Origin of the sequence: Synechococcus sp. WH 8101, assembly GCF_004209775.1 — a bacterium.
GTDB lineage: Bacteria > Cyanobacteriota > Cyanobacteriia > PCC-6307 > Cyanobiaceae > Synechococcus_C.
Genome location: NZ_CP035914.1, coordinates 1,849,198 through 1,875,913 on the forward strand (window position 1 = coordinate 1,849,198; position 26,716 = coordinate 1,875,913).

At 64.6% G+C, this 26,716-nt stretch carries 28 protein-coding genes; 13 read left to right on the forward strand and 15 right to left on the reverse strand.

The window, feature by feature from the left end; translation table 11 throughout:
* Nucleotides 1–26 precede the first annotated feature (26 nt).
* Nucleotides 27–1,202 carry a ferrochelatase gene (gene hemH / locus SynWH8101_RS09820; protein ID WP_130130466.1) on the reverse strand — a complete coding sequence of 392 codons (1,176 nt, stop codon included), beginning with the start codon at nt 1,200–1,202 and terminating at the stop codon, nt 27–29.
* A gap of 74 nt (nt 1,203–1,276) precedes the next feature.
* Here hemH and SynWH8101_RS09825 point away from each other — a divergent pair, with 74 nt between their 5' ends.
* From SynWH8101_RS09825 to cobO, 3 genes are read left to right on the forward strand one after another with little or no spacing between them, the layout of a single operon-like run.
* On the forward strand, nt 1,277–2,482 hold the full coding sequence (locus SynWH8101_RS09825; protein ID WP_130129616.1) for a site-specific integrase: 1,206 nt from the start codon (nt 1,277–1,279) through the stop codon (nt 2,480–2,482).
* 29 nt (nt 2,483–2,511) lie between these two features.
* On the forward strand, nt 2,512–3,180 hold the full coding sequence (locus tag SynWH8101_RS09830) for a class I SAM-dependent methyltransferase (protein ID WP_130129617.1): 669 nt from the start codon (nt 2,512–2,514) through the stop codon (nt 3,178–3,180).
* On the forward strand, nt 3,177–3,860 hold the full coding sequence (gene cobO / locus SynWH8101_RS09835) for a cob(I)yrinic acid a,c-diamide adenosyltransferase (RefSeq protein WP_130129618.1): 684 nt from the start codon (nt 3,177–3,179) through the stop codon (nt 3,858–3,860). Before SynWH8101_RS09830 ends, cobO begins: the two co-directional genes overlap by 4 nt.
* A 1-nt stretch (nt 3,861) precedes the next feature.
* Here cobO and SynWH8101_RS09840 read toward each other — a convergent pair whose 3' ends face one another.
* A complete protein-coding gene (locus tag SynWH8101_RS09840) occupies nt 3,862–4,047 on the reverse strand; it encodes a hypothetical protein (protein WP_007101934.1) in 186 nt (61 codons plus the stop codon).
* 126 nt (nt 4,048–4,173) lie between these two features.
* Between SynWH8101_RS09840 and pyrH the strand changes: the two genes are divergently transcribed.
* The 3 genes from pyrH to SynWH8101_RS09855 are packed head-to-tail and all read left to right on the forward strand — an operon-like array spanning nt 4,174 to nt 6,615.
* Entirely contained in the window at nt 4,174–4,881 is a 708-nt protein-coding gene (pyrH, locus tag SynWH8101_RS09845; RefSeq protein ID WP_130129619.1) for a UMP kinase, read from the forward strand.
* A 26-nt stretch (nt 4,882–4,907) separates the two neighbouring features.
* Nucleotides 4,908–5,456, forward strand: coding sequence for a ribosome recycling factor (gene frr, locus SynWH8101_RS09850; protein ID WP_130129620.1), 549 nt, complete (start codon nt 4,908–4,910; stop codon nt 5,454–5,456).
* 10 nt (nt 5,457–5,466) lie between these two features.
* Complete coding sequence (locus tag SynWH8101_RS09855; protein WP_130129621.1) at nt 5,467–6,615, forward strand: NAD(P)/FAD-dependent oxidoreductase; 1,149 nt, start codon at nt 5,467–5,469, stop codon at nt 6,613–6,615.
* Here the strand turns inward: SynWH8101_RS09855 and SynWH8101_RS09860 are convergent.
* The 6 genes from SynWH8101_RS09860 to SynWH8101_RS09885 all read right to left on the reverse strand — a co-directional run bounded on the left by SynWH8101_RS09860 (nt 6,612) and on the right by SynWH8101_RS09885 (nt 13,610).
* Nucleotides 6,612–8,126 carry a deoxyribodipyrimidine photo-lyase gene (locus tag SynWH8101_RS09860; RefSeq protein ID WP_130129622.1) on the reverse strand — a complete coding sequence of 505 codons (1,515 nt, stop codon included), beginning with the start codon at nt 8,124–8,126 and terminating at the stop codon, nt 6,612–6,614. The two genes, SynWH8101_RS09855 and SynWH8101_RS09860, sit on opposite strands and share 4 nt — an antisense overlap.
* Nucleotides 8,127–8,210: 84 nt before the next feature.
* Nucleotides 8,211–8,597 carry a Crp/Fnr family transcriptional regulator gene (locus SynWH8101_RS09865; protein WP_130129623.1) on the reverse strand — a complete coding sequence of 129 codons (387 nt, stop codon included), beginning with the start codon at nt 8,595–8,597 and terminating at the stop codon, nt 8,211–8,213.
* A 68-nt stretch (nt 8,598–8,665) separates the two neighbouring features.
* Nucleotides 8,666–9,838 carry a transaldolase gene (locus tag SynWH8101_RS09870; RefSeq protein ID WP_130129624.1) on the reverse strand — a complete coding sequence of 391 codons (1,173 nt, stop codon included), beginning with the start codon at nt 9,836–9,838 and terminating at the stop codon, nt 8,666–8,668.
* A 63-nt stretch (nt 9,839–9,901) separates the two neighbouring features.
* Nucleotides 9,902–11,698, reverse strand: a complete 1,797-nt coding sequence (locus SynWH8101_RS09875; RefSeq protein ID WP_130129625.1) for a penicillin-binding protein 2 — start codon at nt 11,696–11,698, stop codon at nt 9,902–9,904.
* A 4-nt stretch (nt 11,699–11,702) separates the two neighbouring features.
* On the reverse strand, nt 11,703–12,155 hold the full coding sequence (locus tag SynWH8101_RS09880) for a hypothetical protein (protein WP_130130467.1): 453 nt from the start codon (nt 12,153–12,155) through the stop codon (nt 11,703–11,705).
* Nucleotides 12,156–12,242: 87 nt separating this feature from the next.
* Nucleotides 12,243–13,610: a CPBP family intramembrane glutamic endopeptidase gene (locus tag SynWH8101_RS09885; RefSeq protein ID WP_130129626.1), complete on the reverse strand. Its 1,368-nt coding sequence runs from the start codon at nt 13,608–13,610 to the stop codon at nt 12,243–12,245.
* Between the two features lie 107 nt (nt 13,611–13,717).
* On the opposite strand from SynWH8101_RS09885, the gene SynWH8101_RS09890 reads away from it, so the two are divergent.
* Nucleotides 13,718–15,046, forward strand: coding sequence for a histidine phosphatase family protein (locus tag SynWH8101_RS09890; RefSeq protein WP_130129627.1), 1,329 nt, complete (start codon nt 13,718–13,720; stop codon nt 15,044–15,046).
* Nucleotides 15,047–15,050: 4 nt separating this feature from the next.
* Entirely contained in the window at nt 15,051–16,328 is a 1,278-nt protein-coding gene (locus SynWH8101_RS09895) for a dihydroorotase (RefSeq protein WP_130129628.1), read from the forward strand.
* On the opposite strand, the gene lepB is transcribed toward SynWH8101_RS09895, so the two are convergent.
* On the reverse strand, nt 16,300–16,977 hold the full coding sequence (gene lepB / locus SynWH8101_RS09900) for a signal peptidase I (protein ID WP_130129629.1): 678 nt from the start codon (nt 16,975–16,977) through the stop codon (nt 16,300–16,302). The two genes, SynWH8101_RS09895 and lepB, sit on opposite strands and share 29 nt — an antisense overlap.
* Nucleotides 16,978–17,057: 80 nt before the next feature.
* Here lepB and SynWH8101_RS09905 point away from each other — a divergent pair, with 80 nt between their 5' ends.
* Complete coding sequence (locus tag SynWH8101_RS09905; protein ID WP_130129630.1) at nt 17,058–18,563, forward strand: hypothetical protein; 1,506 nt, start codon at nt 17,058–17,060, stop codon at nt 18,561–18,563.
* On the opposite strand, the gene SynWH8101_RS09910 is transcribed toward SynWH8101_RS09905, so the two are convergent.
* The 4 genes from SynWH8101_RS09910 to SynWH8101_RS09925 form a co-directional block, all read right to left on the reverse strand.
* Nucleotides 18,526–18,885 (reverse strand): Spx/MgsR family RNA polymerase-binding regulatory protein, encoded by a 360-nt coding sequence (locus tag SynWH8101_RS09910; protein WP_130129631.1) that lies wholly within the window; start codon nt 18,883–18,885, stop codon nt 18,526–18,528. The two genes, SynWH8101_RS09905 and SynWH8101_RS09910, sit on opposite strands and share 38 nt — an antisense overlap.
* Nucleotides 18,886–18,891: 6 nt before the next feature.
* Entirely contained in the window at nt 18,892–19,251 is a 360-nt protein-coding gene (locus SynWH8101_RS09915) for a 2Fe-2S iron-sulfur cluster-binding protein (protein WP_130129632.1), read from the reverse strand.
* An 80-nt stretch (nt 19,252–19,331) separates the two neighbouring features.
* The gene (locus tag SynWH8101_RS09920) at nt 19,332–19,844 is read right to left on the reverse strand and encodes an inorganic diphosphatase (RefSeq protein WP_130129633.1); all 513 of its coding nucleotides are present in this window, start codon (nt 19,842–19,844) and stop codon (nt 19,332–19,334) included.
* 346 nt (nt 19,845–20,190) lie between these two features.
* A complete protein-coding gene (locus tag SynWH8101_RS09925) occupies nt 20,191–20,655 on the reverse strand; it encodes a resolvase (protein ID WP_130129634.1) in 465 nt (154 codons plus the stop codon).
* Nucleotides 20,656–20,801: 146 nt separating this feature from the next.
* On the opposite strand from SynWH8101_RS09925, the gene SynWH8101_RS09930 reads away from it, so the two are divergent.
* From SynWH8101_RS09930 to SynWH8101_RS09945, 4 genes are all read left to right on the forward strand, one after another.
* On the forward strand, nt 20,802–22,586 hold the full coding sequence (locus SynWH8101_RS09930; RefSeq protein ID WP_130129635.1) for a proline--tRNA ligase: 1,785 nt from the start codon (nt 20,802–20,804) through the stop codon (nt 22,584–22,586).
* 60 nt (nt 22,587–22,646) lie between these two features.
* On the forward strand, nt 22,647–23,084 hold the full coding sequence (psb27, locus tag SynWH8101_RS09935; protein WP_130129636.1) for a photosystem II protein Psb27: 438 nt from the start codon (nt 22,647–22,649) through the stop codon (nt 23,082–23,084).
* A gap of 88 nt (nt 23,085–23,172) precedes the next feature.
* Nucleotides 23,173–24,492: an adenylosuccinate synthase gene (locus SynWH8101_RS09940; RefSeq protein ID WP_174719511.1), complete on the forward strand. Its 1,320-nt coding sequence runs from the start codon at nt 23,173–23,175 to the stop codon at nt 24,490–24,492.
* Nucleotides 24,493–24,549: 57 nt separating this feature from the next.
* Nucleotides 24,550–25,566, forward strand: coding sequence for an adenosine kinase (locus SynWH8101_RS09945; RefSeq protein WP_007101913.1), 1,017 nt, complete (start codon nt 24,550–24,552; stop codon nt 25,564–25,566).
* Here SynWH8101_RS09945 and cutA read toward each other — a convergent pair.
* Both cutA and SynWH8101_RS09955 read right to left on the reverse strand, forming a co-directional pair.
* Nucleotides 25,528–25,887 (reverse strand): divalent-cation tolerance protein CutA, encoded by a 360-nt coding sequence (gene cutA, locus SynWH8101_RS09950; RefSeq protein ID WP_130129638.1) that lies wholly within the window; start codon nt 25,885–25,887, stop codon nt 25,528–25,530. The genes SynWH8101_RS09945 and cutA overlap by 39 nt on opposite strands.
* Nucleotides 25,888–25,903: 16 nt before the next feature.
* The gene (locus SynWH8101_RS09955; RefSeq protein WP_130129639.1) at nt 25,904–26,698 is read right to left on the reverse strand and encodes a precorrin-6A/cobalt-precorrin-6A reductase; all 795 of its coding nucleotides are present in this window, start codon (nt 26,696–26,698) and stop codon (nt 25,904–25,906) included.
* Between the last annotated feature and the right edge of the window lie 18 nt (nt 26,699–26,716).

Below are 26,716 nucleotides of genomic sequence, written 5' to 3' on the forward strand. Positions count from 1 at the left end.
GATTAAGGGCCCAGCCGATCCGCTGCTCAGAGCAGGCCGAGGGCATGCAGGGGACCCTGACCGGTGATCAGCTCGAGCAGGAATGCTGAGAAACCAATCATGGCGAGACGCCCATTCCACACTTCGGAGCTGTTGTTCCAACCCCACTCCCACTTCTCCTGGGGATAGAGCTTCACTTTGGTGGGCAGTTCCGCCGCCTGATCCAAATTGATCTCCGGGCCCTCGAGGCTGGCACTGACGAGATCGGCCAGGCCTTCGATGAACGGGGGATAGGTGTCGAGGGCAGGAACGCGACGGAAATGGACCACGCCGGCCTCGGTGGCCAGTTCGCGGTATTCGATGTCGATCTCCTCGAGCGTCTCGATGTGCTCACTGACGAAACTGATGGGCACCACCACCAAGTCGCGGGTGCCGGCGGCACCGAGGGCCTCCAGTGCTTCCTCGGTGTAGGGCTTCAGCCATTCCACTGGGCCGACCCGACTCTGGTAAGCAAGGGTATGGGGATTGGGGCGACCGAGAAGGCGCTCAAGTTCCGCCATGATCAGGGCGGTGCAGGCCTCGATCTCCCGTTGGTAGGGGTCGCCGGCCTCCTCCACATAACTCTTCGGCACCCCGTGGGCACTGAAAAAGACATGGGCTTCCTCGGGCCGCTCCGACGCACGCACCTGTTCAGCGATCAGCTCCGCCATCGCCCGCACATAGCCGGGATGGTCAAACCAGCTGCGGATGCAGCGGATCGGCAGCTGTTGAAACGCAGGATCGAGCTGACGCAGACGCTGGAGCTCGCGAAAGCTGGAGCCGCTGGTGCTGATCGAGAAGTGGGGATACAAGGGCAGAACCACCACCTCATCCATGGCGTCAGCCTTGATATCGGCCACGGCCGATTCCGTGAACGGGTGCCAGTAGCGCATGGCCACGTAAGTGGTGGCCTCGATTCCCCGCTGGCGCAACACACTCTGCAGCTCCCGCGCCTGCTGCTCCGTGATCCGGCGAAGCGGTGAACCGCCGCCGATGGAGCGATAGGCCTCCTGCGACTTGCTGCTGCGCAGGGTGCTGATCAACCAGGCCAGCGGCTTTTGCAGGGCCGGAATCGGCAACCGGATGATCTCTGGATCCGCAAAAAGGTTGTAAAGAAACGGACCCACATCCTGAATCCGTTCGGGTCCCCCGAGGTTGAGAAGCAGGACGCCGACCCGGGCCATGGGGGATGTGCGGGGCATGAGGGGCTTGAGCGTAACCCCCATCAACGCGATGGTGGCGGCGGCAGACCCGGGGCATGGATCTGAGCGGCGACCTGGCACGAATCAATGCCTCCCTGGCGGCGGAGGGCATCCGGCTACGTCTCGAGCAGCGCGGCCGGAAACTCAACCTGCGCGGTCCCCTGCCCTGCCGGCAGACGCCGCACACCACCCGCACCCAGCGCCTCAGCCTCGGTCTACCAGCGGATGCCCAAGGGCTCCGAGAAGCCGAGCGCACCCTGCAGCTGGTCGATCTGCAGCTGCGCCGCCAGCAGTTCCGCTGGGACCAATGGGCCGCCCAGGCCGGCACGGAAGGGAGCACAGGGGAGCGGAGCGGGGACGCCAACGGGATCGCATCCAGCAACGCCGCGGCCGCCCCCAGGCTCGAGCACCAGCTCGAACAATTTGAGCAGGCCTTCTTTGAGGACCCGCGACGGCGGCGCTCAGCGGCGGGCAGCCGTAGCACCTGGACTGCGGCGTACCGGCCCTACCTGCGGCGCCTCAGGAGCCTGGCCAGCGAGCACAACCTCCCTCTGGGGACGGAGCTCCTGCGCATCACGCTGGAGAGCTATGGCGAGGGCAGCCGCAGCCGACAGCAGTGCGCCACGGCCCTCCAGGCCTTGGCCGTCCACGCCGACCTCGCCTTGCCGGAGGACTGGCGAGCCCAGGCGGGGGGCTATGGCCTGCACCGCGCCCGCTTCCGCCAGCTCCCCAGCGACGCCGACATCCTCGAAGCCTTCCTGTTGATCCCCAACCGAAGCTGGCGCCTGGCCTTCGGCCTGATGGCGACCTTCGGGCTGCGCAACCACGAGGTGTTCTTCAGCGACCTGTCGAGCCTGCGCGCGGGCGGGGATCGGGTGATCCGGGTGTTGCCCACCACCAAAACGGGCGAACACCAGGTCTGGCCCTTCCTTCCAGACTGGGTGGAACGCTTCGATCTGCACCACCTGGGTGATGGTCGCGAGGCGCTGCCGCCGGTCTGCACCGATCTGCGGCGCACCACCCTGCAGCAGGTGGGCCGTCGGGTCGCGGAGCAATTCCGTCGCTACGGGCTGCCGCTGACGCCCTACGACCTGCGCCATGCCTGGGCCGTGCGCACCATCCACATCGGCCTACCCGACACGGTGGCGGCCAGGATGATGGGGCACTCCGTGGCCATTCACACCCGCACCTACCACCACTGGATCACCCGCCGAGATCAGCAGCAGGCGGTGGATGCCGCCCTCGCTCGCCTCAAGGCCTGAGCCGGCCCGTCTCGATTGCATCCACTTCCATGACCACTCCCCTTCGCCAGCTCGCCTATCGCCATCGCTGGCTTTACGACACGGTCACGGCGCTGTCGGCTGTAGCTGTGGGGGGTGTGGGCCGGTTGCGCCGCCTGGGGTTGGACGGCCTGGCCTCCCGATTGCCCTCCGGAGCTCCCGTGCTCGATCTCTGCTGCGGCAGTGGCGAGGCAGCCGCTCCCTGGTTGGCCTGCGGGTTTTCGGTCACCGGCCTGGATGTGTCGCCAAGGGCGCTGAGCCTTGCGGCACAACGGCATCCGGAGCTGCGACAGGTGGAAGGACTGGCGGAGGAGCCCCCCCTGGAGAGCGGGCAGTTTGAGGGAATTCAGATCAGCCTGGCGCTGCATGAGTTCACCCGATCGGAACGGCAGAAGGTGCTGCAGAGCGCCTATCGGTTGCTACGCCCCGGCGGCTGGCTCGTGATCGTGGACCTCCATCCCGCCGGGGCCTGGCTGCGACTCCCGCAACAGCTCTTCTGCGCCCTGTTTGAAACCGACACCGCCCTCGACCTGCTGCAGGACAACCTGCCTGCCGAGCTGCAACGACTTGGCTTTGGGGCGGTGGAGCAGGAGCGACTGGCGGGGGATGCCCTACAACGGATCGTGGCGCAGCGACCGCCAGCGGCCATGCTGCCCCCGGACCCCACGCCAACGCCATGACCTCGGGAGAGACCGGATCCGCCCACGACCTCGACCAATCCGCCGACGCCCTCGGCATGGGAGGGGATCTGGCACCGGAGCGAGATGCGGAGGCCTACCGGGCCAGGATGCGGCGGCGGGAGGAGGTGCAGCAGCAGCGGCTCCAGGAACGGTCGCTGGAAAAAGGGCTGGTGATGGTGTTCACCGGGCATGGCAAAGGCAAGACCACCGCAGCCCTCGGCCTCGCCCTGCGCACCCTCGGGCACGGCGAACGGGTGGCGGTGGTGCAGTTCATCAAAGGCGGTTGGGAACCGGGAGAGGCACGCGCACTGCAGGCCTTCGGCGATGCGCTCCAGTGGCATGCCCTTGGCGAGGGCTTCACCTGGGTGACGCAAGATCGGGAACGGGACCGGGAGCTGGTGCAGGGGGCCTGGCAGCAGTCGCTTCACTACCTGCGCAGCAGCGAGCATCAGCTGGTGATCCTCGATGAGATCAACGTGGCTCTCAAGCTCGGCTACCTGTCGCTGGAGCAGGTGATCGCTGGGCTCGACACCCGACCGGAGCTCACCCATGTGGCCCTCACCGGTCGCGGCGCTCCCGCGGGGTTGATCGACCGCGCCGACCTGGTCACGGAGATGACCCTGGTCCGCCACCCCTTCCGGGAACAGGGGGTGAAAGCCCAGGCCGGTGTTGAGTACTGAATTACGTCTGCTCGAGATCAGCCAGCAGCAGGGTGGAGGCGGTGGTCAACACCGACAGACCACTGACCAGAAGTGCTCGATGCACGATCGGATCACGCCAACAGGAGGGATCCCGGCTGGCACGATCCAGCGCGGAGAGCGTGAGGCGGGCCATCACCCCGCTCCGTGGCTCCTGCGACTCCGGCATGAAGGCTCTGGCACTGCCCCATCCAAGCGAGGAATGGCACGCCGCACCAGCCCGTCTCCCGCAAGGGTTGCTGAAAGCCGTTGTGCTTGAAGCCTGTTGCTACTGTCATCAAGATCTGGATGCTGCATGGCTTACGCACGTGCCCTTCTCAAACTCAGCGGCGAAGCGCTGATGGGAGATCAGGGGTATGGAATTGACCCCGCCATCGTTCAATCCATCGCTGAAGACGTGGCTCGCGTGGTTGCCGGAGGCACCCAACTTGCGATTGTTGTGGGTGGCGGCAACATTTTTCGCGGCCTCAAGGGATCGGCGGCGGGGATGGACCGAGCCACCGCCGACTATGTGGGCATGCTGGCCACAGTGATGAATGCGATCACCCTCCAGGACGGCCTGGAGCGGGCGGGGGTGGAAACCCGGGTGCAGACCGCCATCGCCATGCAGGAAATGGCTGAGCCCTACATCCGCCGCAAGGCGATCCGCCATCTCGAAAAGGGACGGGTGGTGGTGTTCGGAGCGGGTTGCGGCAATCCCTTCTTCACCACCGACACCACCGCCGCTCTGCGCGCAGCCGAGATCAGTGCCGACGTGGTGTTCAAAGCCACGAAAGTGGATGGGGTCTATGACCGTGACCCCAACGTGCATGCCAACGCCGTGCGTTACGACCACCTCACCTTCCAGCAGGTGCTGAGCGGAGAGCTGGCGGTGATGGACAGCACCGCCATCGCCCTGTGCAAAGACAACAACATTCCGATTGTGGTTTTCAATCTGTTCGAGCCCGGCAACATCGGCAGAGCCGTGGCCGGCGAATCCATTGGTTCCCGCATCAGCAACTAAAACCTCAACACTCCAGCATCGTCGTCATGTCGCAGAACGATCTCGAAGCCAGCATGCATAAGTCGGTGGAATCCACCCAACGCATGTTCAACACGATCCGCACCGGTCGTGCCAATTCTTCGCTGCTCGACCGCATCAGTGTCGAGTACTACGGCGCCGACACCCCCCTGAAGTCGCTCGCCACCCTGTCGACGCCCGATTCACAAACGATTCAGATTCAGCCCTTCGACATCAGCGCCCTGGCAGCGATTGAAAAGGCGATTGCCATGAGTGAGCTGGGATTCACTCCCAACAACGACGGCAAAGTGATCCGCATCAACGTGCCTCCCCTCACCGAGGAGCGACGCAAGGAATTCTGCAAGTTGGCCTCGAAATATGCCGAAGAAGGCAAAGTGGCCCTGCGCAACATCCGCCGCGATGCCATCGACAAAGTGAAGAAGCAGGAGAAAGAGGGTGAGATCTCTGAAGACCAGAGCCGCGATGAACAAGACAAAGTTCAGAAACTGACGGATCGCTTCATCGCTGCCATCGAAACCCACCTCGCTGACAAAGAAGCCGACATCCTCAAAGTGTGAGATCCCTCGCATGAGCCAGTCGGTGGCCAGTCTTGACGCCGATGTTCTGATCCTCGGCGCCGGCGCCGCCGGTGGAGCCGCGGCCTTTCATCTCGCCGCTGCCGGCCATCGGGTGCTGGTGCTGGAGAGGGACGGAAACGAGCGGATCAAGCCCTGTGGCGGCGGCATGGCGGCCTCCGTGCAGCAGTGGTTCCCCTTTCCCCTCGCCCCGGCGGTGGAGGAGGTGATCCGTCGCGTTGACTTCAGTTGGTGCCTCAGTGATCCGGTGGTTGCCGAGCTACCCGGCAGCGCACCGTTCTGGATTGTGCGCCGGGAACGGCTGGATCAGCTGCTGCTGGAGGAGGCCATGGCGAAGGGGTGCCGGATCGAGCGCGGCTTTGGCGTCGATGACGTCCAGCGGGACGGTGAGCATTGGTGCGTGCGCTCCACAGACGGACGCACCGTGCGCGGCCGAGCGGTGGTGATCGCCAATGGCTCCAACTCCCCCTGGCCAGCGCGGTTCGGGCTCGGGCCCTCAAGCCTGCACCTGGCCAGCACCACCTCGGTGCGCCTCCAGGGGCGGGGATCCCTGCAACCCGGAGCGGCCCGATTTGAATTCGGCCTGGTGCATCACGGCTTCGCCTGGGCCTTTCCCATCGCCGATGGCGTCAATGTGGGGGTTGGAACCTTCATCGGGCGCCAGGCAGACAGCAGCGACACGATCCTGCAGCAGCTCCTGCCCGACCTGGGATTTCCCTCCGACGCTGGCCTGCGCCAGACCGCTTCCCTGCGGGTCTGGAACGGCCATGAGCGTCTCGATGGCGATGGAATCCTGGCCGTGGGGGATTCAGCCTCCCTCTGCGATCCCTTTCTCGCTGAAGGGCTGCGGCCTGCGCTGATGAGCGGCTGCGAAGCGGCCACCCACCTGAACCGCTGGTTGCGGGGAGAGTGCAGCGATCTGCGCGGCTACAGCATCGGCATGCGGCAACGCTGGGGTGACTCGATGGCCTGGGGACGACGCATCGCCCAGGTGTTCTATCGCTTTCCGAAGGTGGGGTATCAGCTCGGAGTCAAACGGCCCACAGCACCCCAACGGATCGCTCAGATCCTCTCCGGTGAGATGGGATACGGAGACATCGCCCAGCGGGTAATCCGACGCCTGTTGTTGCAACGGCGTTAAGCCGGGTCGATGTCGACCTGAAGGCTGAGCTGACGCATCGACGCATCGGCGACGTCAGTCCGGCGCCGACGGCGGCTGCCCTGGCCTCCCGTCGGCGCGAGCCCAGCCCGGCGGGAGCCATGGCGTTCCTGGATCGCATCGGCGATGCGATCAAAACCGGCGGCGCGACGGATTGCCCAGATCCTGTCCCGAGCCTCCCTGGCCGCCTGAGCAGGATCCACGATCGGGGCGGGATGATCACCGCCGCCCCGCCAGGGTTCATGCAGCCATACATCGGGCCGATCGGCGAGTTCCGGACACCAGCGTCGGATGAACACACCCTTGGGATCGTGGTCGAGGCCCTGCTTGATCGGGTTGTAGATGCGGATCGTGTTGATCGATGTGCTGCCGGACTGCATCTGACACTGACTCCAGTGGATCCCCGGCTCGTAATCCACAAACAACCGGGCCAGATGGAGGCCGGTTTCCCTCCAGGGGAGCCAGAGGTGATACGACGCCACTGACATGAGCATCGCCCGCATTCGGAAATTGATCCAGCCATGGGCGATCAGGGCGCGCATGCAGGCATCCACAAACGGCAACCCCGTGCGCCCCTCTGCCCATGCCTGATAACGCTCCGCATCCCAGGCACGGATGTCGCGCATGAAGGGATGGAAATCGCGATGCTCGATCGCCGGCTCACTCTCCAGCTTCTGTATGAAATGGCAATGCCAGTGGAGGCGGGAGCGAAAGTTGCGCACCCCCCGGCCGGCGAGGGAGGCACTGGCCTGCACCACTTCCCGCAGCGACAGGCAGCCCCAGGTGAGATAGGGCGACAGGCGGGAACAGCCGTCGAAGGCGGTGAGCGGACTGGAGATGCTGCCGGAGTAGCGCTGAACGCGACGCTGAAGAAAATCCTGCAACACCGTCTCACCCTGCGGGCGACCACCACGCTGACGGCAAGGACAGGGATCTGCCGCCAGACCCAGGTCTGAAGTCGAGGGCAGACCACCGGGCTGAATCGAAGGCAGCGGCGGCAGAGCGAGCGGCTCCGGCGTGAGCGGAGTCGCCATCCGCTCTTGCCAGCGGGTCGCCCAACCCTCGCGACGGCGCAGACCACGAATCACGCCGAACTGGGGACACTCATGCCAGGGGATGCCGTGACTGCGCGCCCAGGCCTTCACCCGGCGATCCCGGGCAAAGGTGAAGGCATTGCCTGTTTCTTGATGACTCCAGAGCGCCTCCACACCGAGCCGCAGGCGAGCCCGCTCCAACACCTCCACCGCATCGCCCACCCGCACCACCAGGGGCTGACCCAGCGCAGACAGGCGCTCCCGCAGTGCTTCCAGAGCCTCACGGCAGAACGCCCACTGGCGTGCGGACGCATCAGGCTGCAACCAGAACTGCGGCTCAACGATATAGAGAGGCAGCACTGGACCACGCTCGAGCGCCAGGGCCAGCGGCCGGTGATCCACGCTACGCAGATCACGCTTGAACCAGACCAGCTGCAGGGGCTGATCGGCCACCGCCATCACATGCCAAATAGAAGGCCGACCCTAGGCAGGGTCGGCATGGATCGGCATGGAATGGATCAGCGGACCATGCCGGAAGAGAGCTCAGGTGTGAGCCTTGAGCTTGAGGTCACGCAGTCGCTCATCCACCGACGCCAGCAATTCGATCGCGAACATCGGTGCTTCTTGCACGGCAAACAGGAACTTCTCTCTGTTCATCTCGATCAGGCGACAGGAGGTCTCCGCCACAGCGGTGCCGAGACGGCGGTGATCCGGCGTGACCAGGGCACCAGCACCGAACACATGACCAGCCTCGATGACCTCATACCCCTCAAGCCCCTTCTCGGTGAGCCAGTTCAGACGCACCGAACCCTCAAGAACCCCGAACATCGACGAGCCGCTATCACCGGCGGAAAAGATCACATCACTGGCGTTGAAGGTGCGGGACTCGCCTTTGGCGGCGAGGGCACGCATGGTGTCAAGAGCGTTCACGGAAAGGAATCGAGGTCAAGACCCGATGCTGCTCGCACCAGGTAAAGAAGCCGCTAACACGATCGCCATCAAGCGGTCGTAAGCGAAAGAGCAGCACCCAACCCCTGACGCACCTCATCGGGCGTGAGGCGGCCGTCATGGTCTTGATCCAAAGCATCGAACACGGCATCGCTGCCGAGCCATTCATCCCGCGTGATCGAGCCATCACCATTCATGTCGTTGAGCAGGAAGATCTCCTGCACGGCATGACGGAACGCTGAACCGCCCTCCAGTTCGGCGAGGCGATGAGCGAGCTGCTGTTCGAGGGTTTCGATCGCCTTGCTGAAACCCTTGATGCCCTCGCCCAGTTTGTCGCTCGCCATCCGGTCATCGCGCATCAGAGCATCGAAACGCTCCCGGTCGACATGAATCTGCGGCTCGCTGCTGGAGGGGTTGGCGCCATCCAGCTTGCGGGAGAGCACGGCGTCGCTCTGCCGCAGCTGATCCAGCAGCTTGGGGGAGATGGTGAGCAGATCACAACCAGCCAGCTCCACGATCTCGTCGGTGTTGCGGAAGCTGGCCCCCATTACCTCCGTCTTGTAGCCGTAGGTCTTGAAATAGTTGAAAATCCGCGTCACTGACAGCACGCCGGGATCCTCCGGACCCGGATAGGACTCGCGCCCCGTCTCCGCTTTATACCAATCAAGGATGCGGCCGACGAAGGGAGAGATCAGGGTGACGCCGGCTTCAGCGCAGGCCACCGCCTGACCGAAACCGAACAGCAACGTGAGGTTGCAGTGGATGCCTTCCTTCTCCAGAACCTCGGCGGCTTTGATGCCCTCCCAGGTGGACGCAATCTTGATCAGCACGCGGTCGTTGCTGATGCCGGCATCGTTGTAAAGCCGGATCAGTTTGCGCCCCTTGGCGATCGTGGCGTCGGTGTCGTAGCTGAGGCGCGCATCCACTTCCGTCGACACCCGGCCAGGAACGATCTTGAGGATCTGCTTTCCGAAGATCACACTGATCTCATCCAGCGCCTCGTGCACCACATCCTCCACGGGTGCATTGTCACCGATGAGCTTTCGGGAGGAGCGCAGAGCCTCATCGATCAGGCTCTGATACGCAGGAATCTGTGCAGCAGCGAGGATCAGCGACGGATTCGTGGTGGCATCCCGGGGAGTGAATCGACGGATCGCCTCAAGGTCACCGGTGTCGGCCACGACAACGGTCATGGCGGACAACTGCTCGAGGAGGGTGGCCATGGGGTGGAGAAAGGCTCAGTGCCCGTAACGTAGCGGCGGTTTTCGAACTGACAGCCTCCTGAATCACCCGGGTTTGGCGGTGGCGGGCACCTGGGGTGGAATCTGTTCCAGCACCAGCAGACCATCGATGATCTGTTTGGCAACGGGCACGGCCACCGTGGAGCCGTAGGCATTGCCGCCCTGCGGTTCGTCCACCACTACCACCACCACGAAGCGAGGATCGTTCACCGGCAAGGTGGCCACAAAACTGCAAATCCGGGCGCCGGGGATGTACACCCCATTGCGCGCTTTCTGCGCCGTGCCTGTCTTGCCACCGATGCGATAGCCCGGCGTCTTGGCCCCTTTGCCACTGCCCTGGTCGACCACCGACTCCATCCAGGCCATCACGGTGCGGGTGACCTCAGGCTTGAGCAACTGCTGACCTTTCGGCGGACTCGAGCCGGCCAGACCATCGCCGGAGCGGAGACCGCGGGTGATGTGGGGACTGACCAGGCGACCACCATTGGCCAGCATGGCGTGCAGCTGGGTGAGTTTCAGGGGAGTCAGGGCGAAGCCCTGACCGAAAGCGGCAGTGGCCGGTTCGATCGGCTGACTGGTGAACTGCTCTTTCGTCTTCAGCTGACCGGCCTGGGCCCCGGGCAGATCCGTATCGGGTCGCGCTTCCAGCCCCAGCCGCTCCAACCAGTCCCAGTAAAGGGAGGGTTTGAGGTTGCGCATCGCCTGCACCATCCCCACGTTGCTCGACACCTGGAGCACGGTGGGGAAATCGATCACGCCATTGGCCTGGCGATCGTGATTGAAGATTGGCCACCCGCCGATCTGCAACTGCCCCACATCATTCACCGTTCCTTTCGGTTGAATCACCCCCTCCTGCAGGGCGATGGCCAGGTTGATCGGCTTGAACGTGGAGCCTGGTTCATAAAGATCCTGCACCGACCACTCGCGAAAACGCCCCGGAGCGAACGACCAGTAGCGATTCGGGTCGTAGGTGGGGGTGGAGGCGAGCGCCAGCAGTTCGCCGTTGCGAACATCCATCACAATCGCCACACCTTTTTTGGCCTTCCACTGCTTCACCTGGGCGGTGAGAGCCTTGGCCGCCAGCTGCTGCAGGCGGGCATCGAGGGTGAGCTGGAGACGCAGATCATCACCGAAGAACACCCCGGGGCTGAGGTTGTCGGGAAGAGGCGTGCCATCGGCGCCCCGACGCAGGCTGCGCGACTGCTCATGGCGCATCAGGTCGTCATGCCGGCTCTGTTCCAGCCCCGCCTGAGGCACACGCTCCTGATTCAGGAAGCCCACCACATTGGCGAACAGATCTCCCTGGGGATACACCCGATAGGGATAGGCCTCGAGATCAAGACCACTGATGCCGAGACGCCGGATTTCGGCCGCCGTTTCCGGATCGATCGCCTCGGCCAGGCGAATGCCCGATGGGCGGTCTCCCATGCGCTTCACGAGCTCCGCCATCGGCACAGCCAGTAGCCCCGAGAGACGTCGAGCCACATCAAGCGGAGGGCGCACCAGCTGGGGGTCGTCGCCAGGAATATTGAAGTAACGGGGATGGGCCCAAAGCCGAAAGCGTTCCTCATCCAGCGCCACCAAGCGGCCGGAACGATCGACGATCGGTCGACGCGTCCCCAGGGGGTCGGTCGTCTGGGTCTGGAGGGAACGGGCCCGGGCCTCCAGGGCATCACTCTGCACCACCTGGAGCCAGGCCATCCTGCCGATCAGGCCCACCAGGCCCACGCAGAGGAGGGCATACACCAGACGCATCCGGCCAGCAGGAACGGGCTCGAGGCGCACGACCCGCTGGCGGAGCCGTTGCTGCGGACGGGCCCGGCGCTCCGTCAAAACAGGCATCAGCTCAATACCCCTGATGGATGGGTTCCTCCATCCAGGCACCGATCATGGCCAGATGGTCGACCTGGGGCTTCGAGGCCGGCTTCGGGCGTTCGAGATACACGAGATTCGACACCTTGGTGGGCACCAGGGTCTTGGGAAGACGCCCCTTCTCAAGCAGATGGCGCTCAAGCATGGCCGTGGACTCGGTCAGGCGGTGGGATAGGGAACGGGTGTCGTCCAACTGTTGAAACGCCAGGGTCCAGCGGTGCTGCCAATGCAGCGTCAACCCGGTGAGCACCAACACAGCCGCAAACACCCCCACCAGGCTGCCGTCAGCTGCACGATGCAGGCCTGCCAACAGGGGGGATCGCCGGGCCACTTTCTGGGCCGACAGCGACCCCTGAATCAACTCCAGGGCACCGTTCGTGTTGCTCCGCGCAGCAGGAGCAGATCGAGGCTGGGGAACGGCAGTCACGGCACAGACCGACCAATGGGCCAGTGAACCATTCCCAACGCGCTGCCGCAAGCCCGAAACGTCAGGTGCTCACAGGCCCGTTCCCCTTCAGGCCAACAGGATCAGATTGAGAAAGGTGGCGCCGTTCCAGAAGGCATGCATCACCACGCAGGGGAAGAGTCGACCGCTGCTCAGTCTGAGAAGCCCCAGCCCCAGCCCCAGCACAAGCAGCGGCGGCAACTCACCGATGCTGAGATGGGCCACCGCAAAGATGAGCGCACTCAGAAACACGCTCCAACCACGACCGATACTGCGCCCCAGCACCGGCAGCAGCACGCCGCGAAACACCATCTCCTCAAACAGGGGGGCCAGCAGCACCGCGGTGGTGGCCAGAAGGGCCAGGGCCCAGCCATCCCGACTGCGCAACACCAGCTCCAGCAGAGGGTTGCTCCCCCCCTGATCACCGAGCAAGCGCCCCATCAACCACCCGGTGAAGGCCACCGGAGGCATCACCATCAGCCAGGCCCTCCCTCCCTGCAACAGGCCCTGGCCCACCGGCTGCAACCGCCACTGCAGCCAGCCTCCCTCCGGCGCTTCGCGGCGGTCGAGACCGCCGAGCTGCTGCTTGATGATCAGCAGGGGTGGCAGAGCCAGAGCGGAGTAACCCACGAGAACGGCGGCAGCCTGGCTGAGGGGGCCGCGGAGATCGCGCGTGATCCAGCTCGTGAGCGGACTGACCACGAGGGGCAGCAACACTTCACCGAGCACCACGAACCCTCCGGCCACCAGCAGCACCATGTCGATGAGACTGAGGGGCAGCCCCTGAAGCCTGGGCCAGCGCGGTAGATCACCACGCCACAGCATCCAGAGATGGCGCAGGAGCAAACCGACACCCAACAGCAGCGCGAGCAGGGGAAGCAGCTCCGCCAACAACAGACGCCGGGCCGTGGAGCGGGCAACAGCGGGCTGCTCACACTCCTGTGCCGTGCCGCCCAAGGCCAGACAGCTCACCTGCCGGAGCAGCGGGTCTGCCGGAGCCACCTCCAGGAGCCGCCGCTCAGCCGCCGAGAGGCTGGTGCGGTCGGAATCCTCCGCCAGGGCCCGCTGAAGCGGATTCAATCCAGCACCACCCAGGGGAGCTGCCAACAGCCGACGTTGCTGCTCCGCATCGGTCTCGAGGGAGGCCAGCAGCAGACGCTGACGGTCATCGAGGCGATCCAGAGGAATCTCTTGCAGAGATTCCAGGAGGACCTGGGCAGGATCAGCCCCCACCAGAAGAGGGCGGACCGGTTCCGGCAGGGCTGGGCCCGCCAGGAGGGCCATCTCCTGCTGCTGCAGCGACAGGGCCGGGGCCACCGAAGGTCGACTGAGGCTGTCCATCAACCCCACAACCCAAACGGTCACCGCCAGCAGCAGGGACAGAACGGCCAGGAAGCCTTTGAAGGAAGCGATGCGTCCGATCGGAGGAGAGGTCAACGGACCGGCGGCAACTGGGCTCGATTCTCCCCGGCGACCGGGACATGTGGGTGACACCGTGGCGGCAGAACGGGCCCATACGATGACCGCGCCTACGTCTTGATGCGGTGACCTTGCGTCTTCTCCTGGTTCGCCATGGCCTGAGCAGTTTCAATGTGGAACGGCGCATTCAGGGCCGCAACGACCTCTCGGTGCTGACGAGCGAAGGGGAGGACCAGGCCCGTCGCACAGGCCAGGCTCTGATCGATCTCCCCCTCGACGCTGTCTACAGCTCGCCGCTTCAGAGGGCCGCGGCCACCACCGCCGCGATCCTGGGCGTGCGCAGCGACAGCCTGCAACCGGTGCTCGATGAAGGTCTGCTGGAAGTCGACCTGGAACCCTGGAGCGGTCTGACCGCCGATGAGCGCGCCCAACGCGATCCGGAGGCTTACCAGGCCTGGAGGCTCCGGCCGGAAGAGCTGGAGCTCACCCGGACGGATGGGAGCCGCTATCGACCGATCCCCGAGCTGATGGAGCAGGCGCGCCGCTTCCTTCAGACCCTGCTGCAACGCCATCCAGTGGGTGGCGACAGCACCGTTCTGGTGGTGGGACACAACGCGATCCTGCGCTGCCTGATCCTGGTGCTGCTGGGAGAACCGGAGCGTGGCTTCCGACGCCTGCAACTCGACAATGCCTCCCTGTCGGTCTTCAACCTCCAACCGAGCAGCGAGGGGCACAGCGTTCAGATCGAGTGCCTCAACAACAGCAGCCATCTCGGTCAGCCCTTGCCGGCCAAGGGCAAAGGCGCCCGCCTGGTGCTCGTCCGCCATGGCGAAACGAACTGGAACCGGGAGGGCCGCTTCCAGGGACAGATCGATATCCCCCTCAACGCCAACGGCCACGCCCAGGCAGAAGCGGCCCGCGCCTTCCTCGCACCCGTGCCTCTGCAACGGGCCTACAGCAGCTCCATGTCGCGCCCCCGTCAGACGGCGGAGGGCATTCTTCGCTCCCACCCCGGGGTCCCCCTCACCGTGACCGGCGGTTTGATGGAGATCGGCCACGGACTCTGGGAAGGCAAGTTGGAAGCGGAGATTCAGGCCCAGTGGGGCGACCTGCTGGCGGAATGGAAACGCACGCCGCACACAGTGCAGATGCCGGAAGGGGAAACCATCCAACAAGTGTGGGAACGGTCGGTGCACACCTGGACCACGATCGCCGCGAGCCTCGATCCAGAGGAAACAGCCCTGGTGGTGGCCCATGACGCCGTCAACAAAACGATCCTCTGCCACCTGCTCGGTCTGTCCCCCGCCGACATCTGGGCGGTGAAACAGGGGAACGGCGGCGTCACCGTGATCGACATGCCCGTCGATCCTGGCCAGCCTGCAGTGGTGACCTGTCTGAATCTCACCTCCCACCTGGGAGGCGTTCTCGACCGCACGGCCGCCGGAGCCCTCTGAGCCCATGCCGCACACCATGCTGCTGGATCCAGTCCGGATCCTGATCGGCAGCGACCAGGATCCGATTGAGCAGGGCGCCGCCCTGATCCGCGACGGTGCGCTGGTGGACTTCGGTGACGACGCCAGACAGTTGGCCCAGCGGGAGGGCATCGAAGCCCAGGCCATGCCCAAGGCGCTCCTGGCGCCTTTGCTGGTCGATCCCCACTCCGTTCTTGAGCAGCCCCTCATCGGCCAGGCGGAAACGCTGGAGAGCCTGTGCCGCGCTGCCGCTCGGGCGGGCTACGGCCAGGTGGCCCTGCTGCCTCGGGCCGAAACCTGGCGCGACAGGGTCGAGCAGCTCCAGGGGTTCCAACGCCCTGAGCTTGGGGTGCGGCTGCATCTCTGGGGCGGGTTCAGTTGTGGCGGACGCGGCGAGCAGTTTTCTGCCCATGGTGACCTGCTGGAGCATGGCGCCATCGGCCTCGCCGACGATGACCACTGCCCGCCGATTCCCCTGCTGCAGCGGGCCCTGGTGCTGGGAGACATGGGCGCGGCCCCGCTGCTGCTTGCGCCACGCGACCCCCAGATTCAGGGGGACGGCATGGTGCGCGAAGGGGTGGAGACCCTCCGGGCCGGTTGGCCTCCGGATCCGGTCGCCAGTGAAACCCTGCCCCTGGGCCAGCTGCTCGAACTGCAGCGCCAGCACCCGGAGCGCCGTCTCTGCCTGATGAACCTGTCCACGGCCGACGGCGTTAACCAGCTGAAGGCAGCAGTCGTGCCACCACAAGCCAGCGTCTGCTGGTGGCACCTCGTGGCCGACAGCGGCAGCCTGCAGCCCACGGAGACCGGCTGGTGTATCACCCCCTCGCTGGGGGGCCCGGAAGACCGGCAGGCCCTGATCGACGCATTGGAGCGGGGCACCCTGACGGCCGTGGCAGTGCACGCGGTGCCGCTCGACGAGGAAGACTGCCTGCTACCGCCGGGAGAACGCCGCCCAGGACTGGCGGGACACCAGCTGGTGCTGCCGGCCCTGTGGCAGGAGCTGGTCAACGTCCGTGGCTGGTCGGTACGTCAACTCTGGAACGCACTCTGCTTCGGCCCCTCCCGCCTGCTCGGTCAACCGGAGGAGCGACTGGAGGTCGGCAGCAACCGCTGGCTGTTGTTCGACCCCCAGCAGCGCTGGCGCCAGTCGCGTCAGTCAGCCGATGCGCCCCTGGCGGCCAATCAACCGTGGGAAGGGCGAGAGTTGGTGGGCCAGGTGACGGCCTGCGGTCTCACAACCCCAGAGATCCGCTGCGATTGAGGGGCCAGAAACGCCACACAGCGCGGCCGAGGATCTCTTGTTCAGGCAGAAAGGGGCCGCCGGGCCAGTACCGGCCATCCCAGCTGTTGCTTCGGTTATCGCCGAGCGCCAGCACATGGCCCTTGGGCACGGTGACGTTGAGCGTGCGGCAACGGCTCATCCCCTGCGCATCCAGAGGGCAGTAGTTGCTCACATAGGGCTCGGGCACGGCCTTGCCGTTCACACTCACCTCACCCCGAGGATTCACCACCACCTGATCGCCGGCCACCGCCACCACTCGCTTGATGTAAGCGTCACAGGCTGGATCGCCGAGACCGGGGATTAGACCCAGCAGGGGAAAGTTGGCCAGGGCGCATTGCAACGGCGAAGGTGACGTGGTGGATTTCAGTGCCGGATCGAAGGAATAGGGAGAATTGAAGACAACAATTTCACCTCGGCGGGGGGAACGCTGCCGGTAGGTGAGCTTCTCCACCAGCAGGCGATCGTGAATCTGCAGACCCGGCAGCATGGAGCCGGACGGAATGAAACGGGCTTCAGCGATCCAGTGCCTGATGCCCAGGTAGAGAGCGAGGGTGAACAGCACCGGCCCCCAGAAATCCCAGAACGGGTGGGAGCGCCGCGGGCTCGGATCCCTCTGCGCGTCGGACAACTCGCTACAACACGGATTGGAAACGGCAGGATAGGCGCGACCGGTGTCGGCTCCTAGGCTGCCCATCGCCAGGATCGCCCATGGTTCGACCCCGCTGGCAAGCGTTGAAACCCTCCTCAAGCGGACGCTTCTGGCTGCGCTGGGATCGATTGCTGGCGCTGATCGCCAGCGCCAACCTAGCCTGGGTCGTGTTCGATGTGACCTATGTGCCGTTGCGCACCTTCTGGCTGCAGCGCAACCTCTACCCGCTGCCGTCGGTGCCGCTGGCCGTACCGCTGCCCTGGATCCCCGACATCACCCCGGTTTATGACCGGGTGAAGGGCATCGAACCTCATCGCGACACCGCCGCCTACATCGCCCACTTCCGCCAACTCGAGCAGGTGGCCGACCGCCAGGGCATCAACAGCCTCGCCGCGCGGCAGCTGCGCCTGGAAATGGTGGTGCGCAACAGCCAGCTCATCGACGAGAACCCCTTCATCGGCTCTGGCCAGGCCGGCACTCTCGAAAAACTGAAAAATCGTCTACGCGCCCGCGCCGGCCTTGATTCGGCCAAACAAGCGGCCGCCCGTCTCCTGAGCGATGACCAACTCGCTCACGGCGGCTGGGAACAGGAGCGTGAATTCTGGAACCGCCAGATCCTGCCGCTGGCCGCCACCAATTACTGGCGTGGCATCGACGAAAACGGGCAGCCGATCGACCACGCCTGGCGCATCGACACCCCGTTTCAGGTGGTGTTCCTCCTCGACATCCTGATCCGAGCGATCCGACTCAAACGTCGCTTCCCGGCGATCGCCTGGCGGGATGCCCTGCTGCGGCGTTGGATCGACCTGCCGCTGCTGTTGCCGTTCTGGCGCCTGCTGCGAATTATCCCGGTCACCGAGCGGCTGTCCAGCAGCCGTCTGATTCAGCTGGAGCCGCTGCGAACGGTGGTGAGTCGCGGCGTGGTCGCCCTGCTGGCCCTGGAGCTGTTCGAAGTGCTCACCCTGCGGATCCTCGATGCTGTGCAAGGGGTGATCCGCTCGCCGCTGCTGCCCCAGAGAATCCGCGGACTCTGCAGTCACCAGTCGGTGGATGACAACGGCGAACGGGAGCTTGCCGAACTGATCAGGTTGTGGATTCCCCTGTTGCTCACCCAGGTGGGACCGGGCATGCGTCCCCAACTGGTGGCCCTGTTCAGCCACGCGCTGCAGCGCAGCATGAGCGATGCCATGGTGCCTGCTCCGCTGCGTGAACTGGCGGCGGTGCAACGGGCCGAAAACGGCATCAGTCGCCAGCTGGCAACCGGCATGGTCGACGCCTTTCTCGATCTATCGCGACAGACCGGTCAACGCCTGGGACGACGGGACGCCCAGATGGACGATCTGGCCCTGGAGGCGCTCGATCGGTTCTGGGAGGAGTTGGCACGCACTTTGGAGCAGGGTCCCGTGCTGGAGAGGAGTCAGGAGCTGGTGGCGGCCTTCCTCGAGGAACTCAAACGCAACAGCGTGCAGCAGCTGCGCGATCAGGGAGGCGTCGATCAGCTGATCACGGAACTCGATGGTCTCAGCTTCACTGAGGAATCGCCTCGCTCCACACCTCGGCGTTGAAACCGACAAGGAAACGGCCATCCGGGAGTTCGACAAACGGCCGTTTGATCAACTTGCCATCGGCGGCAAGGGCGTCGAGAACCTGGGCATCGGTCATGGCCTTGACGCTGGCCGCACCCAGAGCGCGATAACTCTGACCACTGGTGTTGAGGAGCGGTTGGCGGCGGCCAAACTGCGCCAGAGCACTGGCTAGGAGGTCCCGATCGGGCGGGCTCACGGTGATGTCGTGGAGAGTTACCTCAATTCCCCTCTCCTGAAGCCAGGCCAGGGCCTTTCGACAGGTGGAACAGCGGGAGTAACTCCAGATCGTGAGGCCCGTCACCGGCGATCAGCGGCCGATCAGGGATTTGAGAGCGCCCAGAAGAGAATTCGACCCTTTGCCGACACCGTCATCGGGACGGGTGCGAACGGTGACATCACCATTGACGCTGGTGCGGCAGCTGAGGCGGTAGTTGGCAGGGCGATCAGCCAGATACACCTCCTCAACATCGCTCCGCGGAGAAAGATTCTGAGCACCCTCCAGCACCTCCACCACGCAGGTGCCGCACTGACCGACGCCGCCACAGTTGTTGAGATTGTTGAGCCCCTTGTAGGGATTGATGCCGGCATCCAACGCTGCTTTGCGGAGATTGGCACCTTCAATGCAACCGACCTGCTGGCCTTCCTGCTCGAAACGGATGGTGGGCACGGGTCGTTCACATGCTGGGCGCGCACCAACTTACAAGCTTCCAGGCCCATCCCCGCGGGTCTGCAACGGAACTTGGCTCTTCATGCCTGAGCCGCCCGGATGCAGGACTCCAGCAGGGGCGCCACCGCATCAGCGTCTCGCCAGCCGCCGATCACCGTCACCCGGCCTTCGAGGTTTTTATAGACGCGAAAAAACTCCGCCACATCCTCGAGCTGGTTCGGTGCGATCTGGCGGATGCTGGTGATGCTCCGCTGGCGGGGGTCCGCCACGGGGACGCAGAGGATCTTGCCGTCGTAATGGCCGGTGTCATGCATATCGAGAACACCGATCGGCCTGGCGCAGATCAGGCAGCCCGCGAAGGTGGGCTCCTCCATGATCACCATCGCGTCGAGGGGAGAGCCGTCTTCGGCAAGGGTGTTGGGGATGAAGCCGTAGTCAAACGGATATTTCACCGACGAGTGCAAGACCCGATCCAGGGCCATCACACCGGCATCGGCGAAATACTCGTATTTATTCCGGCTGCCCGCCGGGATTTCCACCAGCAGGTTCACCAAGCCGGGTGATGGCGAAGGGGGAAGGGAGCGCAGATCCATCGCGTTCCTGAACCATGGTGGGGTGGTCACCTCGGACTGGCCGGTCACTCAACACGGCCAACGTCGGTACGCCGATCGTGGCAACCGCAATGGCGAATCCGGTGAGAATGAGTGCCGGGCCTGCGAGATCGAGGCTGTCTTGGGCCGAAAGGTCGGGTTGGGAACCGTGAGGAGGTTCGGGGTCCATGCAGGTGGAAGAGGGAACATCCCGAGCGCTTCGAACCCTCGAAGGGGTTTGTGTTGAGAGCGTCGAGAACCGCAACTCCTGCTATGGAGCAGAAGTGGGCTTCTTTACTATGACACCTCTTTCAGAGGGTTGCCGGCCAACCGGTCGCAACAACCAAGGTCAGGCAGCAGCGCGGTCCTGACGCTCGCGCCGGGAGGCGAGGTCGGAAGGGGGCTCCTGCAGACCCTCCAGATGGGAACGGATCAACCGCAACTCTTCGAGAATTGCCCCAAGACATTGCTGCGTGGCCGTCGAGGGTGAATTCAGCACCTCAACGGTGACTTCCTTGATCCGCAGCACATCCTTGGCAAATCGAGCCACCTCGTTGGGGTGAAACAGAAGCGGGTCTTTCTGATCGCTTCGGTATTCGGGATTGAGCTTGCGGGGATTGAAGGGAGGATTGAGGTTTCTCGGATCGGTGTTGGTGTAGCGATACACCGAAGCACGGGAACGATTGAGTGACTTTTGAACGTCTTCGATACCGACAAGGGCATCGGAACGCGCCATTACCGCATCCACATCAACGGAAGGGTCAACCGTGCCAGCGGCGGCGGAAAGGCTGGGGTCGACCGGCCGTGAGAACATGGAACAAGCCTTATGGCAACTGAAGTCTCACGGACGTTAGCAGTTGAGACTCAGTCGTCACTCCCTCTCTCCCGGATCGGGTCCACTTCGCGGATCGACCCTCTCTGAGGCGGTGGTAACTTCCCGCTTCTTGCTGAATCACGATCATGCGCGTCTCCCGCCTGATGCTGGTGACGTTGCGGGATGTTCCCGCAGACGCGGAGATCGCTTCCCATCAGCTGTTGCTTCGAGGTGGATTCATCCGACGGGTGGGGTCCGGCATCTATGCCTATTTACCGCTGATGTGGCGCGTGCTTCAGCGGATCAATGCGATTGTTCGCGAGGAAATGAACGCGGTGGGGGCCCTTGAGACTCTGCTGCCCCAGCTCCAACCGGCCGAACTCTGGCAACGCAGCGGTCGCTGGCAGGGCTACACCGCAGGAGAAGGGATCATGTTCCATCTCGACGACCGGCAAGGTCGCCAGCTCGGCCTGGGGCCGACCCATGAGGAGGTGATCACATCGTTGGCGGGTGAACTGCTGCGGTCCTACCGGCAACTCCCCGTGACGCTTTATCAGATCCAGAGCAAGTTCCGCGATGAGATCCGCCCCCGATTCGGGTTGATGCGCGGTCGTGAATTCATCATGAAAGATGCGTATTCCTTCCACGCCGACGCATCAGATCTGCAGGCCTGTTACGGGGCCATGGATGGGGCCTATCGCCGGATCTTCGATCGTTGCGGCCTGCAGACCGTGGCGGTGGAGGCCGATAGCGGCGCCATCGGTGGCGCCGCCTCCCAGGAGTTCATGGTCACGGCTGAAGCCGGTGAAGACTTGATCCTGATGAATGAATCCGGTAGCTACGCCGCCAACCTCGAGAAGGCTGTCTCGATCGCACCTGACGCCATTCCACTCCCCGAGGGCGACAGCCGGTCCCTCGACACGCCCGGAGAGCACACGATCGAGGCTCTCTGCAGTGCACAGCAACTCGAGCCCTCCCAGGTCGTGAAGGTTCTCGCGCTGATTGCCCGCATGGATTCCGGAAGCGAGCGCCCAGTGCTGGCCTGCCTCAGGGGCGACCAGGAGCTGAACGAGGTGAAGCTGATCAACGCCCTTACCGCTGCGCTTGGGGAGGGGGTGCTGGATCTGGCCGCCGTGACTGCCGAACAGCTGGAACGGCAGGGACTGCAGCCCTGGCCCTTCGGCGCCCTCGGCCCCGACCTGGAGGACAGCCGACTCGCGGGCGCGCGCACCTGGGTTCCCACGTTTCTGCGCTTCGCCGACCCCACCGCTCTGGCGCTCGAGCGATTCGTGTGCGGCGCGAACACCCCCGACCAGCACCGTTGGGGGTGGCGTTGGCCTGACTGCCAGGTCTTGCCTCAAGCGGTGGATCTACGCAATGCCCAGGCCGGTGACCGCTGCCAGAGCGATCCGGAGCAGACCCTGGTGGCGCGCCGCGGCATCGAGGTGGGCCACATTTTTCAGTTGGGCCGAAAATATTCGCAAGCAATGGACGCCAACTTCACCAACGCCGATGGGGGGCAGGAAGCGCTCTGGATGGGCTGTTACGGCATCGGTGTGTCCCGCCTCGCCCAGGCAGCCGTGGAACAACATCACGACGACGCCGGCATTTGCTGGCCGCTGGCGATCGCTCCATTCCAGGTGATTGTGGTGGTGGCCAACCTGCAGGACGCAACGCAACGCGGCCTCGGTGAGGATCTCTACGCCAAGTTGATGGCCCAAGGCGTGGATGCCCTGCTCGATGACCGTCAGGAGAGAGCTGGGGTGAAATTCAAGGATGCGGATCTGATCGGCATTCCCTGGCGGATCGTGGTTGGCCGCGCCGCCGCTGACGGACAGGTGGAACTGGTGGAACGGGCGACCCGCCAGGCCGATGTGCTGACGGTTGACGCCGCACTCGAACGGGTGCTCGCTGCGGTTGCCGCCGCCTGAACCGCCCCATCCAGGCCTCTTCACCGGCGCCTTTACAGTCCTCAGAACTGATCCGTCGCCATGCTCACCGCCCTGCTTCGCCTGACGAACAAGTTGCTCAAGGCGACCACGACGGCAGCACTGGCCGCCATCCTCGGCGTTTCCCTGCTGCTCACGGCCTGTTCAGGGGCCTCCGCTTCCGGCTTGAGCGGTGACTACGTCGAAGACACCGTGGCTGTGGGCCACAGACTGCAGGCCACCATCGCCCTTCCGCAGGATGATGCCGAACGGCCGGAAGCGGAGGCGGAAGCCCGCACGCTGATCAACGACTACATGTCGCGGTACCGGCCGCGCCCCCAGGTGAACGGACTCGCATCCTTCACCACCATGCAGACGGCCCTGAACTCCCTCGCCGGCCACTACAACACCTACGCCAATCGCCCCCTGCCTGAGGGCCTGAAAGAGCGGGTCGACAAAGAGCTCACCAAGGCGGAGCGGGCGGCTGTGCGCGGCAGCTGAGCACGGCGACCCACTGCTTTTCTTTTGACCGAAGGGTGGTGGATCTGTAAAGCTGTCGGATTGTGCAGATTGGCGGCTTCGGGCCGCAGTGTCTTTGGCCAACGTTGTCGTCATCGGTGCGCAGTGGGGTGACGAAGGAAAAGGGAAGATCACCGACCTTCTGAGTCGTTCCGCCGATGTGGTCGTCCGCTACCAGGGGGGCGTCAACGCTGGCCACACCATCGTGGTTGACGGACAGGTGCTCAAATTGCACCTCATCCCTTCCGGCATTCTTTATCCCGACACCATCTGTCTCATCGGTTCTGGAACGGTGGTGGACCCCAAGGTGATGCTTGGGGAGCTCGACATGCTGATCGAGAACGGCATCGACATCTCCGGCCTGCAGCTGGCGTCGACGGCCCACGTGACCATGCCCTACCACCGCCTGCTGGATCAGGCGATGGAGATGCAACGCGGTGATCGACGCATCGGCACCACCGGGCGAGGGATCGGCCCGACCTACGCCGACAAGTCGCAGCGCAGCGGCATTCGCGTGATTGATCTGCTGGATGAACAACGGCTGCGGGATCGCCTCGAAGGCCCCCTGAAGGAAAAGAACCAGCTCCTGGAAACCATCTACGGCTTGGAACCCGTCGATGGGGAGGCGGTGATCGGCGAATATCTGGATTACGGACGTCGCCTCGCCCCCCATGTGGTCGATTGCACCCGGGCAATTCACACGGCGGCACGGAATCGCAAGAACATTCTCTTCGAAGGAGCGCAGGGAACCCTGCTCGACCTCGACCATGGCACCTATCCCTACGTCACCTCCTCCAACCCGGTGTCCGGAGGTGCCTGCATCGGCGCCGGCGTCGGTCCGACCCTGATCGACCGGGTGATCGGTGTGGCCAAGGCCTACACCACCCGTGTTGGCGAAGGGCCTTTCCCCACCGAACTAAGCGGCAGCCTCAACGATCAGCTCACCGAACGCGGCGGTGAATTCGGCACCACCACCGGCCGCCGCCGTCGCTGTGGCTGGTTTGACGGGGTGATCGGTCGGTATGCCGTTGAGGTGAATGGGCTCGACTGTCTGGCGGTGACCAAGCTGGACGTGCTCGATGAGCTGGATGCCATCCAGGTGTGTGTGGCGTACGAGCTCGACGGGCAGACGATCGAATATTTCCCAAGCTGCGCCGAGGAATTTTCCCGTTGCAAGCCGATCTTCAAAACCCTGCCGGGCTGGCAGTGCTCCACCGCCGATTGCCGCCGACTGGAGGATCTGCCTGAAAAAGCGATGGCCTACCTGCGTTTCCTCGCCGATCTGATGGAAGTGCCCATCGCCATCGTCTCGCTGGGCGCCAGCCGAGATCAGACGATCGTGGTGGAAGATCCGATTCACGGACCGAAACGGGCCCTGCTCAGCGCCTGACCAACAGCCGCAGCGCCCGAAGGGCGATACTGCCGCTGTTCTGCGCCTGATGGCCCCATGACGACACCCCGATTCAGCAACCACGACTGCTCCCTGGATGTGGTGGGAATCGGAAACGCGATCGTGGACGTGCTCGTGCAGACCGATGACAGCTTCCTCGAGACGCACGGTCTGAATAAAGGCGCCATGGCTCTGGTGGATGAGAACCAGGCCCATGCGCTCTATGAAGCCAGCGGCAGCGGTCTGGAGACTTCAGGTGGATCGGCGGCCAATACTCTCGCGGGCCTGGCGCAACTGGGCAGTCGCGCCGGCTTCATCGGCAGGGTCCGCAACGACCAGCTGGGCGAGATCTTCAGCCACGACATCCGTGCCGTCGGCACACGCTTTGACACCCCTGCAGCGATCGATGGCCCCAGCACGGCCCGCTGCCTGATCCTGGTCACCCCCGATGCCCAACGCACGATGTGCACCTACCTCGGTGCCTCGGTGCAGCTCGAACCGGAAGACCTGGACCTTTCGATGGTGCGAGACACCAAAGTGCTCTATCTGGAGGGCTATCTCTGGGACAGCCCCGCCGCCAAACGGGCCTTCATCTCCGCTGCTGAAACCTGCCGGCAGAGTGGTGGCCAGGTGGCTCTGTCACTCTCCGATGGCTTCTGCGTGGACCGGCACCGCGACAGCTTCCTGGAGCTGGTGAACGGTCATGTGGATGTGTTGTTCGCCAACGAGAGTGAGATCACGTCGCTGTACGGCACAGACGATTTCGATCACGCCATCGCCCAGGTGAAGGGGTGTTGCCACGTGGCGGCCCTCACCCGCAGCGAAAAGGGTTCGGTGGTGCTCAGCGGTGATCAACGCTGGGACGTTCCCGCCTACAAGCTGGGGGATCTGATCGACACCACCGGCGCCGGTGACCTCTATGCCGGCGGCTTCCTGCATGGCTACACCCAGGGGCTCGATCTGGAGACCTGCGGCCGGATCGGCTCCCTCTGTGCCGGGCAGGTGGTCACCCAGCTCGGCCCCCGCTCCCAGGTGTCACTCCAGACGTTGGTGCGGGAGCACCTGGGGAGCTAACGCCTCCTGCAGCCAGCCGCCATAGGCGGCTGATGCTGATGCAGTCCAGTGCAGGCACTCGGGTGTGTCGTAACTGTGCAGCGTGTCGAGGGCCTGCCGCAGCGCGGCGAGGCCCTCGGCTGAAGTTTTGATCAGGAGCTGCACCTCCTCAGCCCGTTCAACACCACCGTTCCAGCGATAGCAGGAGCGGATCGGCATCAGGCTCACGCAGGCGGCCAAGCGGCGCTCCACCAGGGCTGAGGCCAGGGCTTCCGCCCGTTCACGATCCGCTTCGGTGGTAAGCACAAGCGTGATCGGCGCGGCCTCGGATCGGGAGTCCATCAGCGAGAAAGGAGGGTCAGGCCAGAGCAGCCAGAAGCGCCTCCACGCTATGCACAACGGAAACTCCGGCGGGCGGGGCTGGCCGCCGCAGCAACCAGAGCCGCAGGCCCAGCGCCTCGGCGACCCGATGCCAGCAGCGTTCGCTCACTCCACCAGACTGGCGGCAGAGCACATCCGTGATCTGCCAGCGGCGGCAAAGAGCCAGCTCCAGAGCCCCGCTTGACCCCGCCGGTGCGAGCGAGTGAAGGGGCCGGAGCAGGGCGAGCTGCTCGGGCGGAATCCCGGCAGCACGGGCCTGACGCAGACCGGCGGGAGTGGGCAGCACGCGGGCGAACAGCTGGGGTGGCGGTGCCGGCAAGGCCGCCACGACAGCCGAGAGATGGCGCGCTCCCAGGGCCAGCAGCAAGCGCTCCGCGCGCAGAAACTGAACGTTGTCGATCATGTGCAGCTGCGCGGCCGCTGCTGGAGCGATCGGTTCCAGCCTCCGCTCGAAACGCACCAGGCACCCTTTGGAGGCGCCGCAGGCCTCCACCAACTGACGGCTGATCAACGTGGCGAAAGGATGGGTGGCATCCACAACCCGATCGATCCTCTGGGTCGCCAGGCGGTGCCGTATCGCCGCCACGTCAGCCAGCGGGCCCACCCAGACATGGCTGAGCGACAGCTGGCGGTAGGCCGCTGCGGCGGCAGGCGTCACAACGCTGACGCTGACCCGCCAGCCCTGCTGGAGCAGGGCGCTCGCAAGGCCTGGCCCCTCACCGGTGCCGGCCAGAAGCCACAGATGCCCCTGGCGATTGTGCGGGCCGTGCATCAGGATGGCGGCTCCATC

Coding starts and splice junctions, on each gene's coding strand:
- hemH (WP_130130466.1), bottom strand. CDS start 1,202: ATGGCCCGGGTCGGCGTCCTGCTTCTCAACCTCGGGGGACCCGAACGG.
- SynWH8101_RS09825 (WP_130129616.1), top strand. CDS start 1,277: ATGGATCTGAGCGGCGACCTGGCACGAATCAATGCCTCCCTGGCGGCG.
- SynWH8101_RS09830 (WP_130129617.1), top strand. CDS start 2,512: ATGACCACTCCCCTTCGCCAGCTCGCCTATCGCCATCGCTGGCTTTAC.
- cobO (WP_130129618.1), top strand. CDS start 3,177: ATGACCTCGGGAGAGACCGGATCCGCCCACGACCTCGACCAATCCGCC.
- SynWH8101_RS09840 (WP_007101934.1), bottom strand. CDS start 4,047: ATGCCGGAGTCGCAGGAGCCACGGAGCGGGGTGATGGCCCGCCTCACG.
- pyrH (WP_130129619.1), top strand. CDS start 4,174: ATGGCTTACGCACGTGCCCTTCTCAAACTCAGCGGCGAAGCGCTGATG.
- frr (WP_130129620.1), top strand. CDS start 4,908: ATGTCGCAGAACGATCTCGAAGCCAGCATGCATAAGTCGGTGGAATCC.
- SynWH8101_RS09855 (WP_130129621.1), top strand. CDS start 5,467: ATGAGCCAGTCGGTGGCCAGTCTTGACGCCGATGTTCTGATCCTCGGC.
- SynWH8101_RS09860 (WP_130129622.1), bottom strand. CDS start 8,126: ATGGCGGTGGCCGATCAGCCCCTGCAGCTGGTCTGGTTCAAGCGTGAT.
- SynWH8101_RS09870 (WP_130129624.1), bottom strand. CDS start 9,838: ATGGCCACCCTCCTCGAGCAGTTGTCCGCCATGACCGTTGTCGTGGCC.
- SynWH8101_RS09875 (WP_130129625.1), bottom strand. CDS start 11,698: ATGCCTGTTTTGACGGAGCGCCGGGCCCGTCCGCAGCAACGGCTCCGC.
- SynWH8101_RS09895 (WP_130129628.1), top strand. CDS start 15,051: ATGCCGCACACCATGCTGCTGGATCCAGTCCGGATCCTGATCGGCAGC.
- SynWH8101_RS09905 (WP_130129630.1), top strand. CDS start 17,058: ATGGTTCGACCCCGCTGGCAAGCGTTGAAACCCTCCTCAAGCGGACGC.
- SynWH8101_RS09920 (WP_130129633.1), bottom strand. CDS start 19,844: ATGGATCTGCGCTCCCTTCCCCCTTCGCCATCACCCGGCTTGGTGAAC.
- SynWH8101_RS09925 (WP_130129634.1), bottom strand. CDS start 20,655: ATGTTCTCACGGCCGGTCGACCCCAGCCTTTCCGCCGCCGCTGGCACG.
- SynWH8101_RS09930 (WP_130129635.1), top strand. CDS start 20,802: ATGCGCGTCTCCCGCCTGATGCTGGTGACGTTGCGGGATGTTCCCGCA.
- psb27 (WP_130129636.1), top strand. CDS start 22,647: ATGCTCACCGCCCTGCTTCGCCTGACGAACAAGTTGCTCAAGGCGACC.
- SynWH8101_RS09945 (WP_007101913.1), top strand. CDS start 24,550: ATGACGACACCCCGATTCAGCAACCACGACTGCTCCCTGGATGTGGTG.
- cutA (WP_130129638.1), bottom strand. CDS start 25,887: ATGGACTCCCGATCCGAGGCCGCGCCGATCACGCTTGTGCTTACCACC.
- SynWH8101_RS09955 (WP_130129639.1), bottom strand. CDS start 26,698: ATGCACGGCCCGCACAATCGCCAGGGGCATCTGTGGCTTCTGGCCGGC.